At 71.1% G+C, this 18,300-nt stretch carries 6 protein-coding genes (1 of these 6 cut by a window edge); all 6 read left to right on the top strand.

Going from position 1 to position 18,300, the window contains the following annotated elements; genetic code table 11:
• Positions 1-30 precede the first annotated feature (30 nt).
• Positions 31-342, top strand: a complete 312-nt coding sequence (locus tag ACZ4WH_RS23995; RefSeq protein WP_388960538.1) for a WXG100 family type VII secretion target — start codon at positions 31-33, stop codon at positions 340-342.
• Between the two features lie 101 nt (positions 343-443).
• Positions 444-878, top strand: a complete 435-nt coding sequence (locus ACZ4WH_RS23990; protein WP_468183663.1) for a type VII secretion system-associated protein — start codon at positions 444-446, stop codon at positions 876-878.
• A gap of 5 nt (positions 879-883) precedes the next feature.
• Positions 884-4,171, top strand: coding sequence for an AAWKG family protein (locus ACZ4WH_RS23985; RefSeq protein WP_468183660.1), 3,288 nt, complete (start codon positions 884-886; stop codon positions 4,169-4,171).
• A 91-nt stretch (positions 4,172-4,262) separates the two neighbouring features.
• Positions 4,263-4,700 carry a YbaB/EbfC family nucleoid-associated protein gene (locus tag ACZ4WH_RS23980; RefSeq protein WP_468183657.1) on the top strand — a complete coding sequence of 146 codons (438 nt, stop codon included), beginning with the start codon at positions 4,263-4,265 and terminating at the stop codon, positions 4,698-4,700.
• Entirely contained in the window at positions 4,693-5,025 is a 333-nt protein-coding gene (locus ACZ4WH_RS23975; RefSeq protein WP_468183654.1) for a hypothetical protein, read from the top strand. The genes ACZ4WH_RS23980 and ACZ4WH_RS23975 overlap by 8 nt, the downstream gene beginning before the upstream one ends.
• A 90-nt stretch (positions 5,026-5,115) precedes the next feature.
• Positions 5,116-18,300, top strand: partial view of a scabin-related ADP-ribosyltransferase gene (locus ACZ4WH_RS23970; protein WP_468183651.1) — the 5' portion only. The gene runs 14,805 nt beyond the window's last position; the window shows 13,185 of its 27,990 coding nt (coding positions 1-13,185); the start codon lies at positions 5,116-5,118; its stop codon lies off the right edge, out of view.

Genomic DNA, 18,300 nt, shown 5'->3' with positions numbered 1-18,300 from the left:
TCCGTTCCACACCCGATCAAGGAGAACACCATGGGCGCCGAAGACGGCATCTACATCGACCACGGCCAGGCATTGACCTTCGCCGAGGAGATGATGCACCAGACCACGCGTATCAGCGACGTGGTGCACCAGCTCGAGGGCGAGCTCGCCGGCATCGTCGGCAACTGGCTGGGCCCCGACCGCGACGTCTACTACGGCAAGGTCCAGCCCACCTGGAACTCCGAGGTCCAGGCGCTGTCCTCCATCCTCCAGCGGCACGCGCAGACCCTCGACAACATCAGCGACATGTACACGAAGACCGTGACCCGCAACGCGCAGGGCTTCGAAGAGATCAGGTTCTGACGGCGCCCACCGTCAGCTCGTCCCGCCGCGCCCCGCCGTGATCCCGCATCAAGGGGCGTTTCTCAGCAACGTGTGCCGCCGTCGTAGTCGTAGGGGAAGCAATGCCGGATCTGACCAAACTGGACGCTCCCTCCCTCCGTACGTTCGCCGAAATGGACGTACGTGAGGCGGGGGACGAAATTGCCAGGCTGCGCACCTCGGACCAGGAGGGGCAGTCCCTGTACGACATCTCCAACGCCCCCAACGGGCCGTTCGCCATCGGCCCGATGGCGGGCGACTCGGACACCGCTGGCAAGAGCCTGGTGAGCCACACCATCCAGTCGGCGAAGGCGATCGACTCGGTGCTCAACCGTCACCTCACCGCCTTCCACGATCTGCGACGGCAGCTCAACGACGTGGTCGACACCATGCTCAAGACGCAGGGGGAGACCCTGCAGCAGGTGGACGGGCAGAAGTTTCTGTCGGCCATCAGGGACTACGACGCGGACATGTCCGGCGGTGCGCACTCGTCGAACAGTTCCGCCACCTCCGGCTGACCGCCATGGCCGTCGACAACTGGGAAAACATCATCAAGCTGCTCACGGGCTGGACACTGCCCGAGCGCTCGGAGGTGACCGGCGTCAAGGGGGACAGCGGCACCCCTTGGATCAACGTCAAGATCAAGAAGGACAAGCACCGGAGCGCGACCCCGCAGATCCATCTCGATCCCGGCCACGGGGCCACCTTCCAGTACTTCGTGCAGCGCGGCAAATCCGTGGATATGTACACGGCGGAGGTCAGCTACCAGGGTGATCTCGCGAAGGGTACGACGTACTGGGAGCGCAGCAGGGAGGCGCTGAACCGGCTGGTCAACCAGTTCCAGTCGTCAGGTGAGCCGTCCGCCTACGGCGGGGATCCCGGCCTGACGGACGGCGTCGACCTGCTCTCCTTCAACAAGGCGGCGTACTCGTTCGACCGGGCCGGCCAGTTCTTCCGCAACCGCACGGCCGTTCTGAAGAACTGGCTCGACGCGCTCGGAGCCGACAACGCGGCGTGGAAGGGCACCGCCGCGGACGTGTTCCGCGAACTGATCGACGACCTGCACGACAAGTACGACCACTACACGACCCAGCTGAGGCCGCCCGGGTTCACGCCCGCGAACACCTCGGTGGTGACCGGCACCCAGGCCTGGACGCTGCACGGCGACAACCTGATCGGGGCCCAGAACGACCTCCACCGTGCGTACACCGACCTGAGCAGGCAGCTCGACGACTTCTACTGGCGCCGGGGGCGCGGTATCAACGTCACCTCGGCGGACGGCAACACCCGCTCCCACGTCCCGCCGGCCGAGCCGACGAGCATCCTCGACGAGCTCATGTGGGACGTCCAGTGGTTCATCATGCAGTACAACCATCCGAACGTGGCTTACGCGACGACGAGGTATTCCTGGGGCACGACGACGGAGACGGTCACCAGCTGGCATCCCAAGCCCGGCTTCTCCGCCAACACCGCCTGGGGCAACCTGAAGGACCAGAGCACCTGGTCGGGCCTCGCCCAGGAGGCGATCAACCGGTGGACGAACAATCTCCAGGCGAACCTGGACGAACCCGGACACCAGATTGCCACCGATCTCGGTGCCAAGTGGACCCAGGTCCTCGACTCCGGTCGTGACACCCGCTTCGCCTTCGAGGACATCCCCTCCGTCAGCCTCGCCGACAAGCTGGCGAAGGAACAGGCGGAGAAGGCGCAGGAGGACGCGCAGCGGCAGGCCGAGGAGGCCGCCAAGGAGGCGCAACGACAGCAGCAGGACGCACGGGAACAGGCTGACAGGTACACGAAGGGCATCACCAGTCTGACGAGCGACGGCTCTCCCGTGGGGAGCACCTACCCGACGGGCGACCCCCTGTCAGGGCAGACCTTCGAGGTCGGTTCCACCGACGTCGGCACGCCGTCCTCCTCGACGAACGGCCTCACGGACACGGCGACGCCCAGTTCGTCGGCTCTCCTGAACGGCCTGCCCACGGTCGGTGGCCCACAGCCCTTCACCATGGACTCGGCCACCGGTACGCCGGCCACGCTCGCCGCGAACGGGGCGGACCCGCACTCTCTGCTCAGCGGACTCCCCTCGGCCACGGATCTTTCGGCGGGTACGCCGTCGACAGCCGATTTCTCGGCGGGTGTGCCTTCGGCCACGGATCTCTCGGCGGGTACGCCGTCGACAGCCGACTTCTCGACCGGTGCGCCCTCGGCCACCGACATCTCGGCGGGCACACCCTCGACGGTCGGCGTCCCCCCCGTGCCCGACCTGTCGACCCTGCTCTCCTCGCCGGCCACGGTCGGCGCCCCAGGACTCACCGGCCCCGACGGGGCCGTCTCGTCGACGAGCGAGACCGGAACGCCCCTGTCGATCCCGTCCCTCACCGCCCTGAACCCGGTGACGGCCACGAGCGGGCCGGTCAAGAGCAACTCCGACGGCAGCACCACGGCGGCCACCGCCGGCGGCGGCCTCGTCACCCAGTTCCCGGACGGCAGCTCCGTGGCGGTCGGCCCGGACGGAACCGTGACGACCACGACGGACGACGGCGTGACGACGACGAGCACTCTGCTTCCCGGACAAGTGCTCACCAACCCGGACGGCTCGACGATGTCGCTGAGCCCGGACGGCGGGGTGACCACTCACCTGGCGGACGGTTCGTCGTACACGTCCCACCCGGACGGCAGCGTGACGACGACGAACCCGGACGGTACGTCGACGACGCAGTTCCCCAACGGCGTGACCGAGACCGTCGGACCCGACGGACTGACCCACTTCACCAACCCCGAAGGCAGCGTCACCACCCAGAACCCCGACGGCACGGTGAGTACCGAGTTCCCCGACGGCAGCACGGCGACCGTCGACCCCCGGACGGGCACGGTCACGACGCTCACGCCCAACGGCCAGACCGTATCCACCCATCTGGACCCCGGCCAGAGCCTGGTGAACCCAGACGGTTCCACTACGACCATCGGGCCCGACGGCTCGGTCACCACGGCCCTGCCCGACGGGGGCACCTACACCCTGCACCCGGACGGCACAGTCACCACGACCAATCCGGACGGAACGGCCGCCGCACTCCCCGACGGAACGGCCACCACCCTTCCGGACGGCACCCTCACCCAGTTCCCCGGACCGGCCGACCTGCCCACCGTCTCCGGTGGCCCCGGCACCCTCACCACCCTGGCGCCCGATGGCGCCACGACCGTGCACTATCCCAGCGGCACCACCGCCACCACGGGGACGGACGGTTTCACCACCACGACCTTCCCCGACGGCAGCAGCACAGTGAGCGGTCCCGGCGGGCAGTTCCAGACCTTGCCGAGCCCCGACACGGCCGGCCTCCTCGACGGGTCGGCCGGAGCCACCGACGGGTCGACCGACCCCGGGCAGGCCCAGGGCTTCGGCGGCCTGGGAGCGGGCCAGGCCGCGACGGCGGCGGCCGGCCAGGGCGCCGACCCCGGCCTGTCGGGCCTGCTCTCACCGATGATGATGATGGCGGGCATGGGCCGCATGGGCCAGGGCCAGCAGAACAAGGAACAGGAACGGATCCGCGAGGTCTACGGCGACGACGAGTCCGACGGCGCCTTCTTCCACACCCAGCAGGTGGGCCGTCCGGGATCCCAGCCGGATCCGGAGCCCGACCTCTACGAGGAAGAGGAGGAGGACTCCGAGGAACTTCTCAGCCGACCGCGACGAGACCAGGGAGCCGGCTACGTCCGCCCGTCCACGCAGAGCGGCTCCGGCAGGCTGGACGACGGTGGTGACGTCTGGGGCACCGAAGAAGGCGGTCTGCCCGCCTCGATCGGACGGTGACCGTGACCTTCGCATACCGGACACCTCCGTCACCTCGACTCTTCCCGTCGTCGTCCGCACCCCGTCGTACGCCCCCCTGTGAGGAGGGACCATGAAAGAAACGTTCGAGCAGCACATCCAGCAGGCGTTGTCCGAGTTCACCCAGCACCGCGAGATCCTGGCCCGGGTGCGGGGCGAGATGGCGTCCCTGTCGGCGACGGTGCGGTCCAAGGACCGTGCCGTGGAGGTGACGGTCGGTGCCCAGGGCGAGGTGACGGCACTGCGCTTCCTCAGCAACAAGCACCAGACGATGTCGGGTCAGAAGCTGGCCGCCAGCGTGCTCGACGCCCTCATGCAGGCCCGCCAGGAGGTGCTGTCGAGGGCGACGACCCTGTTCGGCTCCGTCTCCGGCATCGGCTCCGGCATCGTGGGCGCCGACCCGGAGGAGTTCGACCTGGACCGGCTGCTGGACGCGGCCGGCGCGACAGCCCGCCCGGACGCGGACAAGGCCGCCCCTGCCGCCCGCCGCTCCGGAGGCTCCCGTGGCTGAGGACAGGGTTTTCGCCGCCGAACCCGATTCCGTGGTGCGCGGCGGTGATGTCACCGACCGGATCAGCCAGATCCTGGAGCGCCTTTCCCACGGCTACGCCGACCAGACCGCGTGGGACGCGGGCAACCCTCCGTGGGGTGTCGGGCAACTGGGTGCCGTCTTCGCCAAACAGTACGTCCAGCCGCACAGCGAACTGCGGGACGCGGTGTCGGCTCTGGCCGCGGCGATGATGGGTGCGGCGACGAAGACCCTGACCTCGGGCCGGAGCTTTTCCGGAGCCCAGGACCACGCCGTTCACGAAATCGAGAGCAAGGGCCGACGGTAGGCAGAAGTGGATCTGTCGCCTGGGTCGCCGTTGGGGAATCTGCTGAAGTTCCTGACCGGGATGGAGTGGCCTGATCTTGATGAGGCTGCGATGTCTCAGCGTGTGGTGTTGCCGCATGTGGAGTTGCAGCGGGATCTGCGTGAGTTGCAGGGTCTGATCGCGCAGGTGTCGCACTCGGTTGAGGGGGCGGTGGAGGGTGCGTGGAGTGAGGCGTATGCGCGGGCGATGGCGACGTTCGGCACGGGGGCCGGGGCCGATCAGATCAAGGCGTTGACGGATACCGCGGAGCAGTTGGCCCGGTATGGGGAGAAGACCCGGGCGGACGCGGCGTATTACAAGAACATGATCGTCATCCAGCTCAACCTGTTTTTGGTGGAGTGGTCGCTGATCATGGCGATGGCGGTGTGGAATCCGTTCGGTGCGCTGGTGGAGCAGGCGGTGCTGCGGGCGACGTATCAGGCGATCCTGCGCAGTCTGATCTTCCGGTTCCTGGCGGGGCTTGCGGCGCAGGAGGTGTTGAACGTCGGGTTGGCGGCGGCGACGCACGAGTTCGCGAAGTGGCTGACCCAGGAGCAGGGTTACGTCCTTGAGGATTCCGATGAGCTGTTGAAGCAGGCGGTGGGGTTCGGGGCGTTGCAGGGTGTGTTCGGTGCGTTCGTGCCGTTCGTGGGGGGTGCGCTGGGGGGTTTGCTGGGCAAGGCGTTCGGGCGGGATGTGGCGGGGTCGGTGCGGGGGGCGGTGGACGCGGCGCTGGCGGATGCGCAGCGGGTCAAGGCCGCGGGCCGCGACGTCGCGGGTGAGGTGGCGGGTTCGGGTGTGAGGCCGGTTGCCACGGATTTCGGACGTGATCTGGCGGAACGGACGGTGAACCTGGCCCGGGTGCTGCGGGAGGGCCGCACCGGTGTGGTGAGCGATGAGCTGTTCACCGGGATCGGGGAGGTGTTCGAGCGGCATCTGGGCGGGGCGATGGGGGCTGTGTCCGCGCGCCGGTTGGGTGAGGGGTGGGCGCGGGCGTTCGCGCGGTCGTTCGGCAGTGGGGGGATGGAGGCGGCGCTGGCGGTGCCGTTGCGGGGGCTGCCGTGGAACATGGGCGGGTTGCGGGGGGCGTTGTCGCGGGAGGTGGCGCGGGTGTTCGCGCCGGACTTCGGGCGCAAGGTCGCTTCGCTGGCGGGTGAGGCCGCGTTGTGGGGCGGTGCGATGAACCTGGCCGAGGGCACCTATAACGCGATCACCACGGGCCGGTTCACGACGTCGCTGGCCTCGTTCACTTCCGGTGCGTTCGGCGCGTTGATCGGGCATGCGGGCGCGCATCTGGGTGGCAAGGCGGGCTGGAAGGTGCGTTCCGCCCTCGGTCTGGGCCGGACACCGACGGTGTCCACCGCGGGCGCGGGCACGAGTGGCGCTGAGGGCGCGGGCACGGGCGGCGTGAACGCGCTGCCGGGTCCGGACCATCCGCTGACGCGCCCGGCCGGCGCGTTCTCCTTCACCCCCACCCGCACGGTCTCCGACGGCCTGCCCTCGTACTACCGTCCCGGCCCCGACGAGCGGCCGCCGGCCGGCACCGCACAGGCCGCCGCGCACACGAGTACCTCCTCGCAGGCGGGCGTGCGGGCGGGCGCGCATCCGGGCACTGACCCGCAGATGGTCACGGATCCGGACGCGGGTTTCGCCGGTTCCGCCGTCACCGCCGTGCCCGCGTCCGTCACCGCCGTGCCGGGTGGGCACGCGGCGGGCGGCGGGGGTGTGGCACCGACCGGGCCGTCGGCGCGCTGGGAGGAGTTCCGGCAGCAGCGCGACGCGGCCTATCACGACCGGCTGGCCGCGGCGGAGGCGACCCGGCGGGCGGCGGAGGCGCTGCCGGAGGGCCGACTCGACGCGGCGCGGGAGGAGTTCGCACGTCAGGACCTGTTCGGCGGCCGCCATCTGCCGCAGGACGAGACGGCCCACGAGCAGGTGCAGGACGCCTACCGCACCCATGTCCGGGAGCAGTTGGACGCGCTCGCCCGGCAGGCGGGGGGCTTCGACCGGATCACGCCCGAGCAGCAGCGGCAGGTGGTGGAGCAGGCGACCGCGGACCTGCCGCGGATGTGGGAGCAGGTCGCCCAGCGCCACCGTCACGAGCAGTTGTTCCAGGACCGGTTCGAGCAGGCGGTGGCCGACTACCGCCGTCAGGACCCCTACCGTGGCGGCTTCCTGACCGACGGCGCCCCCACTCCCGGAGCCCAGGAAAACGTCACCGCCTCTGAGCGGCGGATCCGGGCGCACGAGGCGCTCGACGAGGCACGAGAAGGCCGGACGCCCGTCACGCTGCACCAGTTGCGCACGCGGCTGGAGACGGCCTACCGGCAGGCGGTCGAGGACGCCAACCGGGCCGGCGGTCCGGACACGCCCGCCGCACGGCGGGAACTGGACGCGCACCTGGCCCGGATGTACGACGAGCTGCCGCGGCGGATCAACGAGTTGGCGGTGCGCGAGGAGCAGGTCGCGCCCGGGCTGGACGCCTTCGACGACTTCGCCGTAGAGATCAGGGGCATCGGCCGCGAGCTGCCCGATCCGGTGGTGCTGGAGCGGGCCCGGGCGGACCTGGCCGAGCAGTTGCGCACCGCGCACGCGGGTCTGCGCGAGCGGCTGGGGGAGGCGGACCCGGCCGGGTTCGAGACCGGCTGGCAGCAGCACCTACGCGAAGCGACCGGTGACCGCGCACTCCTGGCGCGCCTTGAGTACACCCAGGTCCGCGAGGAGCGGATGCGGCAGGCCCGCGACCTGTTCCACCGTGCCGCGGACGCCTTCGAGGACAGTCCCGCCCAGGGAGCCCCGCTGGGCGAGGCCGGCCGCGAGCGGTTGGCCCGGGCCTTCGACAAGGACGTCGAACGAGCCGTCGACGCGGACTGGTTCGGCCACCAGGGCCACCACGACTTCCGCCGCCCGCCACGGCTGGACGGCGTGAGCGCCCAGGAGGGTGGCGTGCCGGCGGGCGGTGACGCGGCGCGGGTCCGGCCGTTCCAGGAGAGCCTGGACGCCCTGCACGCCGGCCTGTCCCGGCGCATGGTCCACGAGTCCGAGCGGCAGACGGTCGTGGAGCGGGCCGGCCGGGACTTCCACGCCCTGGCCGGACACCCCGACAGCCCCGCCCACCACTACGAGGTCGACGAACCCACCCTGGAGCGGCTCGGAGAAGAGTTCCGCGAGGACACCCTGCGGGTCCACGACCGCGTCCAGGCCGACGCCGACCCCACCCTCCACCGTGCCGGCGAGCAGGAACTCACCGCCTGGCTGCGCCACGAGGCCCGCCACGAGAACGCCTTCCACCAGGCCTTCACCACCGCACGCACCACCCCCCTGCCCGCACCCCGCGACATCGGCGCCCGGGACGGCGCACCGGGCACCGACAGCCCGCGCCCCGCCACGGAAAACGGCCCCGCCACGGACCCCCGTCCCGCCACCGACCCGTCAGACACCCCCGCACGACCCCTGCCCACCACCTCCGACCCCCACCTGCCCGCCCCGGCCCACTCCACAGAACGGACGACGGAACGGACCGCGGAACGGACCGCGGAACGGACCGCGGAACGTGCGGGGCAGCGGCCCCCGGTGGCGGACGCCAGGGACACCCGCAGGGCCGGGACTGCCGACCGCACAGCCGGCGCGGACGACTACGCGGCCGGGGACGGAACCCGGCAGCGGATGGCCACGCAGTCCGAGGACCACCCGGCCGACCGTGCCGCCGAGGACGCCTACGCCGTCATGGCCGGCGCACCCGTCAGGACCCGCTCGGCAGCCTCCCATCCCACCAGCTCGACCGAGAGGGGTACGGCTGAGGGGGGCACGGCCGAGTCGGATACGGTCGCCGCCACGCCCGCCACGTCCCAGGCCACCGCCGGGCGGAGCCGGTGGAGGGAACTGGCAGCGGCGTCCCCCGACGACGCAAGCCTGTTGCAGGTGCACGTCTGGGGTGAACTCAACCGCCTGGGGCACACGGTGACCGGCCCGCTCTCGGCCGCCGTGGCCCAGCACTACGACGAGCTCGACCCGGCCTGGGACTCCCACTCCGTGCAACGGCGTGCGGCCGCCGTCGCACACCGGATCGCCACGGGCGACGACCTCCCCCTCAGCCGGTGGCAGGAGCTGGCGCAGGACGATCCGGATCGGGCGAGCGGGCTGCGGGTGCTGGCCGCAGTCGAACTCCAGCGGGCGCAGTACCCGACGATGCCGCTGACGGCCGAGGTCTTCGCGCGCGCCTACGACCGGCTGGCCGACGCCTGGCACGCGCAGCCCCTCGGTGACCAGGCCACCGCCCTCGCCCACCGGATCCGCACCGGCACCGACCTCCCCCTGTCCGCCCTCACCCTCGGCGCACCCGGACGGACCGGGGCGGTACTGGACCGTGACGGCGCGGACCGGCTGGAACGCACCGTCAGGGCCGAACTCGCCGCCGCCGGTCACCTGGCGCAGGGCCTGCCGCCCGGACGGGCGCTCGTGCTGCACCACTTCCTGGACCCCGCCTGGCACGCCATGTCACCGGGTCACCAGGCCGAAGCCGTCGCCCGGTGGATCCGCACCGAGGTACGCCCCGGCCCACCCGCCCAGACCCGGACGACCCCTGCCCGGCCCGCGACGGTGTCCGCCCCCGCACTCCTCGCGACCGAGACGTCCACCGAGACGCCCACCGAGGCGAGCGTTGCCGGCTCCCGCGGCGCGGCTCCGGCACGCGAGGACGACCGGTTCCTGATCGAGGAGGTGCGGCGCGAGTTCCGCAACCTCCACCCCGCCGGCATCGTGCCCCCGCCCACCGACGCCGACATCCGCATGGCCGCCGGCATTCTGCCCGAGGGGCCTGGGCGCGTCACGCTGCGCCAACGGGGGGAGGAGATCGCGCAGTTCCTCCTCACCGGCGAGAAGGTCAGGTTCCTCGGTGGCGCCAACAGCACCGAGACCGAGCTGCTGCGGCAGCTGATCGTGGCCAACGGACCCGAACTTCTGGCGGGCACGGTGCTGGCGGAGCACCGTTCGGGTGCCTCGGTGGTCATGGAAGTGAGCGCCGTCCACGAGCAAGCGGGGCGGCTGTACCTGTCGGACAGCGAAGGCGCCGCTCAGGCGCGTACGGTCCACGTGTTCATCCCCGAGATCGTCCTGCCTCCGCTCGGCGTTCTGCCCGGGGAACAGTCGCGCGTGCCGGCCGGGGACGGCATGCGGCTGCTGCAGGAGGTCCAGCAGGCCCTCAGGGACGCCGCGCCCTCCGTGTCAGGCAGGCCTGTGTCCCTGGCCTCCGTCCTGCCGTACGGGTGGACGGTCACGGATGCCGGTCACCGGATCTACATGGGGAAAACCGTGCGCGGGGCGGAGCAGCGCACCTACACCCAGTTCACGATCGGTGTCCCGGTCGCGGCGCTGGCAGGTGTGCACGAGACCGCCCTGGAGCATCTCACCTACCGGATGCTCGCGCCCCTCATGCACTCGGCGCGCAGGTTCGCGGACCGGCTGGCGGCCGTCTACGCGGAGGCCCGAATAGGGCGTCCCGTCACCCCGGGGCAGGTGCCGTTCCTGGCTTCGTCCGTAGCGGGGCTGGAGGAACTGCGCGGCTACGGCTGGCTGCTCTACGCCCACGGCGCAGCCGTCCCGGCGGCCAGAAGGCTGTATTCGGGAACGCTCACGAAGAACCTGCTCGTCGCGGCGTCGCGGAACTCCTTCGCGCTGATCCGTTCCTCTCTCCACCCGGACCTGCGGGCGTTTCTCGCCTCCCCCGTCCGGCATGCGCAGGTCGTGGACCTCTTCCTCACCGAGTTCGACGACTTCCTCGCACGGCAGGGGAACACGGCCAGGCGGGGAGCGGACGGCACGCGGCACATCCTGCGGGACAGACTCACCGGTACCAGCGGTCGCACCGTGGGCGAGTACCTCGACACGATGCTCACCGACGTATCCGCGGACGCCCGGATCAACCAGTACGAGGGTGTCGGCATGTGGGACTACCCGCTCGACACCCATGGTGGCGTGTTCCCCGAGGGGCTCGTGCTCCTGGAACTGCGCCAGTTCGGGGGCGACGAGAACCAGCAGACCGACGACGAGGTGCGCACGGCGTTCACCCGCCTCGTGCAGGTCGCGAGGCAGGCGCACGAGGAGGCGGTGCGCCTGCGGGGCCACGCCGCGACGCATCCCGCTGTTCCCGGCGTGGTCCTGGACCACCCGCTCGTGTCCGCGCTCACGGCGGTGTTCGAGCAGACGGTGGAGGTACGAGTGCCCGTCCCCGGGCGCCGGGCCCCGGTCCTGCTGCTGCCCGGCACCAAGGTGCGTCAACTCGGGTCCATGGTGGCTTCGTTCGCTCTGGGGGGCCCTTTGCCGCCTGACGTGGAGGAGGCGGTTGGGGAACTGGCGCAGCGCACGCGGCAGGTCCTCGCCGGCACCACGGCACCCGAGGACGCGCGGCGGCTGGAGCGAGTGCTCGCCGCCGCCGAGTACGCACAGGCCCGCCTTCAGGCCGTCACGGCGCTCAACAACGGTCTCGGGCGCCCGGCGACGGCAGAGGAGATCACCACCGCGACAGCGCTGGGCACCGCCCTCGGACGTGCGGCGACGGCCGCCGAGACCGTTGCCGTCACGGCCGTGATGCACTCCCTCACCCCGGACGTGCGCCGCAACGTCTCCGAGTACGAGGCTCTGATGACCTATCAGACCTACTTCCAGTCGTACCCGGGTAATCCGTCGGACGGCTCGCTGCAGGCCCACCAGGACGCCGTCCGGTATGCCGGTGCCGTACTGACCGGCAGCCGGCGGACTCAGAGCTCTTCGCTGGCGGCGATGCTGGGCGGCAGCCGGGACGCCGGCATCGACCCGTTGGCCGAACAGTGGCCCCTCGGCCATTCCTTCACCTCCGTGGGACCGCGCACCGACGGGATCCCGCCCGGCCGCGTCCCGGCGGACCGGGTCCCCGCCGTGGCCGACGCCGTCCAACGGCCCGGTGGGTGGTACGTTCTGAAGCAACCGTTGCCCCACTCCAGCACCGGCTTCTCCTACCGCGTCCACAGTGACGGCCGGATCAGCCTGCCCGACGCAACCGAACTGCCCTCCGGTCCGTGGGTGCCCTACGGCCACGACTTCGTCCTGGACCGCCCGGACGCCGCCCTGCACCTGCTGCGCGGCGACAGCGGCTGGATCGGCCGCCCGGACAACGCCGACACGGTCCGCTCCATCCTGGAGACGGAGGTCTGGTACCACCTCACACCCGGTCCGGACGGGCTCGTCCTCGTCCCGGACGAGGAGGCGGCCACGGACCAGGCCGTACACATCTCCGTCCCCCTCACCGCCGAGGCGCCTGCCGTCGAGACAGTCGGCAGCGGCGGATCCGCCGCCGAGGTCTCCGCGGCCGAGGCTGCGGTCGACTCACGCGGCACCGGCACACCGGCCCGGAAACCCGTCGACGCCCCAACCGGTGGCTCGGCGGATTCGGGCTCCGTCGGCGTGGACGCGGAGTTCGCCGCGGCGGTGCGGGAGGAGCCGTTGCTGGCGGGGCTGGATCCGCACGTGGTGCGGCGGGCGCTGGAGATCCGGCAGCGTGCGGGTGGGGCTCGCATGGGCATCGGCGCCGACGCCGCCGAGTCGCGGACGCGGTGGTGGCGTGGGGTGAGTGAGATCGCCCGGACGCTGCGGACGCACGACGAGGCGTACGCCCGGGCCACGGCTGAGAGGCTGGCCGCGGAGGAGTCCGCCGCGGAGCAGGATGTCGCGGGCGTCCGAGGGGTCGGTCGTGCGGGGCTGACCGGGGGTGCTCCGCCGCGGAGGCAGCAGTCATCCGGGCAGGGGGGTCAGTCGGATCAGGCTGCGGTTCCGCTGAACCTCAAGGTCCGGGTCGACGCTGGAGTGCGGAGGGTGGCGGGCGGTCCGCCCCGGGCGGCCCAGGTGCTCCGGGTGGTGGAGGAGGCTGCCCGGGTGGCAGGGTCCTGGCACGAGGAGTGGCCGGTCGAGCAGGTGGCCACCGTTGTGGTGGTGTGGTCGTGGACGGTGGAGGAGCACGGGGCGACGATCCAGGCGCTGACCCGGCCCGGTCGTCTGCATGTGGCCGAGGCGGCCGCCGCCAAGCCGCTGCTGGCGGAGCTGATGCACCGGCACCCCACGCTGCTGGAGGTGCTGACCGGCGCCCACAAGATGCTGGAGCGCATGGCCGCCCTGCCCGACTGGATCCTTGACTCCTACCGCAACATGCCGGCGGCCGTGGAGGGTCTGTTGATCGAACAGGACGGGCGGCGTCCCCTGGTCGAGGCGATCGACGGCAGACACCCTTCTGTCGAAGTGCTGCTCGGCAGCCCCGGTATCACCGTGGCCCTCGACAACCGGGTGGCATTGATCAAGTCCGTGGCGGGTCGGGGCCCGGCGGTGACGGCAGTCACGAGGAATCCCCCGCTGGCCAAGGCCCTGGTGGAGACGCACAAGGGCCATGGTGACGCGTACACACGGACGTTCGGTACGGAGTGGGCTCTGAGCGCGGCTCTGACCGAGGCAGGCGACATCGACTACGCGGGGCTGCTCCGCGACCTCGGCTTCCGGCGCAAGCTGCAGCAGCATGCCGATCAGGCTGTCCTGCTGGTGCGTGCGCCCGGGCTGCTGGCGGCGGCGATGGACAACCTGGGCGTGATCGACGTCCTGGCGAAGAGCTGGGCGCTGTGGAAGGACGTCCTGGAGGACGTTCCCGCCTTCGCCGACCGGCTGGCCGGCCGGATGGAGTGGTTGACGGCGGCGGCGGAGAATCGCGCCGTGGCGGAGCTCCTGTCTCTCGAGCCCGGTCACTTCGACGCGGTCGGCGACGAGGAGCTGGAGCAGGCGCTCAGGGGGGCGACGGCTCCCGTGCTGCCCGAATCGGGGCAGGCGACGGTGTCCGGACAGGCGCCGGCCGGCTCGCCGCTGGAGCGGGCCAGGGCGGCCAACCCGGGTCTCGCCGCGCTCCTCGCACGCGAGCCCCACCTGACCGGCGTGCTGGAGAACGACCCGGAGCTGGCGGACACCCTGGCCCGCTATCCGGACCTCTTGCACTGGCCCCACCACTTCCGGCGGTTGCTGACCGACCGCGGTAACGACCTGCGGCCGGCGGTGCGTGAGGGATCGCCGCTGCTGGCCCCGCTCGTGCTGTCGAGTGCGTTGCGCCACAGGGACCTCAGGGAATGGCTTGCAGGCCCTCGTGCGGGCATCACACCCGCGCAGCTCGTCACCGTGCCTGCCGGCGATCCGCGCCGCAAGCTCGCCGCGGACGCGGCGGCCGAACACCACGTGGCGCAGATGCTGTTCCAGATGCCTACATACGGCCAGCTACTGCGGATGTTCCCGCCGATTCACGTTGACATTCTGGTCGGGATCTGGCGCGCGCGACCCTTCGATGAGCGGGCCCAGCAGAACGTGTGGCGATCGGGTTACACACTGGCGGCCGGGGCGGCAGCCGACCTGTCGGTCTTCCTGGAGGTGGTGCTGCGCGACGAAGCCGCGCTGTTGCGCCTGACGGGCGACCACGCGAACATGCTCAACCACCTGGGTAACGAGGCGATGGCGAACCTGCTGCCGTACCCGGGTCTGGTGAAGGAGCTCGCGGGCAGACCGCCGGTGGACATCTCCTACCAGCACTGGCGACTGCTGTTCGACAACAAGCCGTTGCTCGAGGTGCTGAGCCAGGATCTCAGCCTCCTGAACCTGCTGGCGTCGGCGCCGGCGGTGTTCGCCGAGGCGATCGCGCGTCCCGGCTTCGTGGAGGCGCTGAAGAGCGAGAGGCTCCGTGATGCGGTGACCCAGGCCAGGGGGGCCAAGAACCAGGCCAGGGGGGCCAAGAAGAAGGGAGGCTCCGGCTGGGCCGCGCAGCTGATGGCGGTCGTGGCCGACGAGAGTCTCACGGGCGAGCCGCAACTGTTTCCCGAAGGCCTTCCTGTATGGCGGTTGGGGCTTGCCATGGCCGAGCTGTGGCACCTGAATCCGGACACGGACCGGGGGGACAAGTTCCAGCAGGTCGCGATATCGCCGGAGTGGTTCCAGCACTTCCTGGTCGTCGATGCGGCGGTCCGCTTGAACAAGGAGCTGTTCGAGGCGGCCAAGAAGAGCAAGGCGCTGGGTGCGGCCCTGTACAACGACAGCGATCTGCTTCCCCTGCTCACCGTGCGGCCGACGCTTCTGCCGCGCCTTCTGGACCGTTCCTCCGGCCTCCTGTGGGCGCTCTACCGCATTCCGCGGCTCAGCAGTGCGCTGCGCACCAACGACTCCCTCTACCGGTTGGTGCTCGACAGCAAGGACATCGGCCAGCAGATGGTCGCCCAGCCCCTGTGGGCGATGGAGCTCGTCGCCAACCGTGAGTTGCCCCGGCTCTACAGGAACGCCGTAGCGTGGATGGCCGTACAGTCGAACCAGACCTTGCGGCAGGTGGTGGGGCTCAGCGAGTCGATGGCGCGTGTGTTCGCCGACAACAGCCCTTTGGCTGAGGAGTTGTTGGCCGTTGATGCGCGACCGTTGCTGAACAGCCTGAACCAGTTGGGTGTGTCGCCGGGCAGAACGGCGGTGGGGGATCTGGCTGCCAGTGGTGTTGCGTTGGTGCGGTGGTTGAAGCGGAATCCGCAGGCGGTGGCGGGGCTGGCGGCGGTGCCGCAGGTGGCGGCCGGGGTTGCGGCGCATGCCGGGGTGTTCACCAGTGATCTGCTGGTGGAGCGGTTCATGGCGGCCGGGGAGTTGCACGCGTTGCTGGAGGCCCACCCGGGGGTGGTGGGTGTGGTGCTCGGGGATGCGGAGTTGCTGGAGACGGCTCTGTCCAGTCCTGGGGTGGTGGCGGCGGTTGCCGAGGATCCTGGTGTGCCGGGGTTGTTGAAGCGGTATCCGGCTGTGCATGGTCTGTTGCGGCAGGGGGGGGATGCGGCGGATCTGGTGCTGGGGTCGGCGCAGGTGCGTCGGGCGCTGGGTGTGGTGCCGGGTCTGGCTGAGGCGTTGGCGGGGTCGTCGAGGCTGCGGGGGGAGGTGGGGCGGGCTCCGTGGACGGTGGGGGTGTTGGAGCGCAACCACCGGATGGTGTCGGACGCGCGTGAGGACGGTGTGCTGTGGCGTGCGGTGGTGGCCAGTGAGGTGCTGGCGGGGGCGTTGACGCCGAGGATGCGGCGGCGTCAGCTGACGGGGCTGGTCGCTTTTCTGCAGGAGCGGCCGGGCTTCACGGAGCGTTTCCTGGACACGCCGGAGTTGCTGGAGCTGGCGGCTGTGCGGGGTTCTGCTCTGGCGGACGGGTTGCGGCAGCTGGAGCGGGAGCGGCCTGCTCTGTTCGGGGAGGGTTCCGGGGCGGAGGTGGCGCGAGCGGTGGAAGCCGTGATGGCACCGGTGTCCGCCGCAGCGGAGCCGGGTGTGGCCGCGACTGCTCCGGCCCCCGAGGCGCAAGGCACAGCTGTCTCCGGGGAGGCGGCGCGTGCGGGGCGCGGCAAGAGCGCCGCCAGGTCTGCCGGCAAGGCTGCTGTGAGGGGTGGTGGGGGCCGGGGCGGTGTCGTGCGCAGGGCGGGTGCGGAGGTGTTGTGGGCGGAGACGTTGTTGTCGCGGCCGGAGGCGGCGGATTTGCTGCTGGACGCGGGTAACGCGGAGGCGTTGCGGGGGTCGGGGGAGCGGCCGGAGTTCCTGGCGCTGCTGTTGAACTCGGACATCGCGGACAACGTGGCGGTCGATCCGGGGCGGTGGCGTGAGTATGCCTTCGGTGACTTCCTGGCGTCGGGTGGGGGGGAGTTCAGGAGTTTCGAGGAGGACTTCCAGGCTCATCTGGATCAGGTGGCGGTGGTGCTGGAGGGGGACCAGCGGGAGCGGGTGCGTGCGGAGTCGTTGCCGGTGTGGCAGGGGCTGCGGGAGGAGCGGGAGCGCAGGGCTGCGGAAGAGGTCGCGGAGGTCGCGGAGCGGCTGGCCGGTGTGCGGGTCGATGAGCCGTCCACGTGGACGCACAGTGGGCGGGTCCTCTTCGCCGAGCCGAATCTGGACAAGGGCCTGGAAGGGGATGATCTCGCGGCGTTGGGGAGGGCGGCGTCAGGGGAGTTGCAGCCGCGGGAGGGCAAGTACGGGCTGCATCAGGGGTTGCACGTTCATCTGCGGTACGGCAGTTGGGGTGCGTCGTTCGTGTTCGTGGTGGGCGCGGACGGCCAGGTGGATCTCCTGGTGACGGGGATCGCGACCAAGCGTTTGGGCAACGGCTACGTGTGGGGCGGGGGCACTGCCACGGCGGGTCCGCTGGATGCGGCGGTGGTGTTCAACCATGAGGCGATGCGGGCGTCGCGGGAGATGCTGGAGCGGGAACGCTCGCGTCAGAACGCGTCCGCGGCGGCCGTGGACGCGGGCAAGGGCAAGGGCAAGGGGAAGCAGAAGGCATCGTCCAAGGGCAGGCAGCCGGAGTCGGCCGGCGAGGGCGCGAGAGCCGGCGGGACCGTGTCGCGGCCTGCCGGGGACGCGGGTCTGGCGACACTGGCGAAGCTGCTCGGGGACTACTACGACGCGGTCGGCGCGCAGCGCGCGGGGCATGGCCAGGGCGGCCGCGCGCAGGCGCAGCTACAGGCACAGGCGAGGAAGGAGCTGCAGCAGGCCGAGCAGCGGCTGCAAGACCTGGGCCTGCTCGTCAAGGGTGGATCTGTCCAGGTCAGGATGGCCGACACCGGGCAATCGATGATCGACGGCCTGCGGAAGGCATACGCGGACGCCGTAGGTTCCAACCAGCTCGAGACCGCCCGGAAGCTGGCCAGGGCGCTGGAGTTCCACGGGGCGGCGGTCCCGGCCGTAGAGCGGGAGGACACCGGTTCCGCCGGCACCCGTGCGGACGGCCCGGCCGCCGACGGGACGGCGGACCGGGCCGGGGCCGCCTTCACGCCGCTGCCCGCGTCCGACGAGGACATGCGGGCCATCCACTACCTGGAAGCCTCCGAGGAGTTCGAAAGGCGGCTGGCGGACCACATCATGACGGGCATGCCCGCCGTGAGGGACCACATCCGCGAGCTGACCGAGGCCGCCTGGTGGTACATATGGAGGAACAACCCCGAACACCTGACGGCGTTCGGGCGCAACGCGCCGACGGTTCCGGGCGCGGTCGGTACCGATCTGGCGGTGCTCGCCGCCACGGTGCAGGAGGGCAACCTGCGCGAGCTCGTCTCCATGCTGACCGCCCTCGTCGGCACGAGCGGCATGCTCCACTTCACACATCCTCCCGAGATAAGGGCGCAGCGGAAAGAACGCACGAGGGGCGAGAAGCGCGGCACCGCGCAGCGGCCCGACGAGGTACGGCCGCCGTTGAGCGCGGCCGAACGGGCC

Source organism: Streptomyces sp. NPDC029138 (assembly GCF_055564375.1).
This window is presented reverse-complemented; position numbering and strand designations above follow the sequence as displayed.

Coding starts and splice junctions, on each gene's coding strand:
- ACZ4WH_RS23995 (WP_388960538.1), top strand. CDS start 31: ATGGGCGCCGAAGACGGCATCTACATCGACCACGGCCAGGCATTGACC.
- ACZ4WH_RS23990 (WP_468183663.1), top strand. CDS start 444: ATGCCGGATCTGACCAAACTGGACGCTCCCTCCCTCCGTACGTTCGCC.
- ACZ4WH_RS23985 (WP_468183660.1), top strand. CDS start 884: ATGGCCGTCGACAACTGGGAAAACATCATCAAGCTGCTCACGGGCTGG.
- ACZ4WH_RS23980 (WP_468183657.1), top strand. CDS start 4,263: ATGAAAGAAACGTTCGAGCAGCACATCCAGCAGGCGTTGTCCGAGTTC.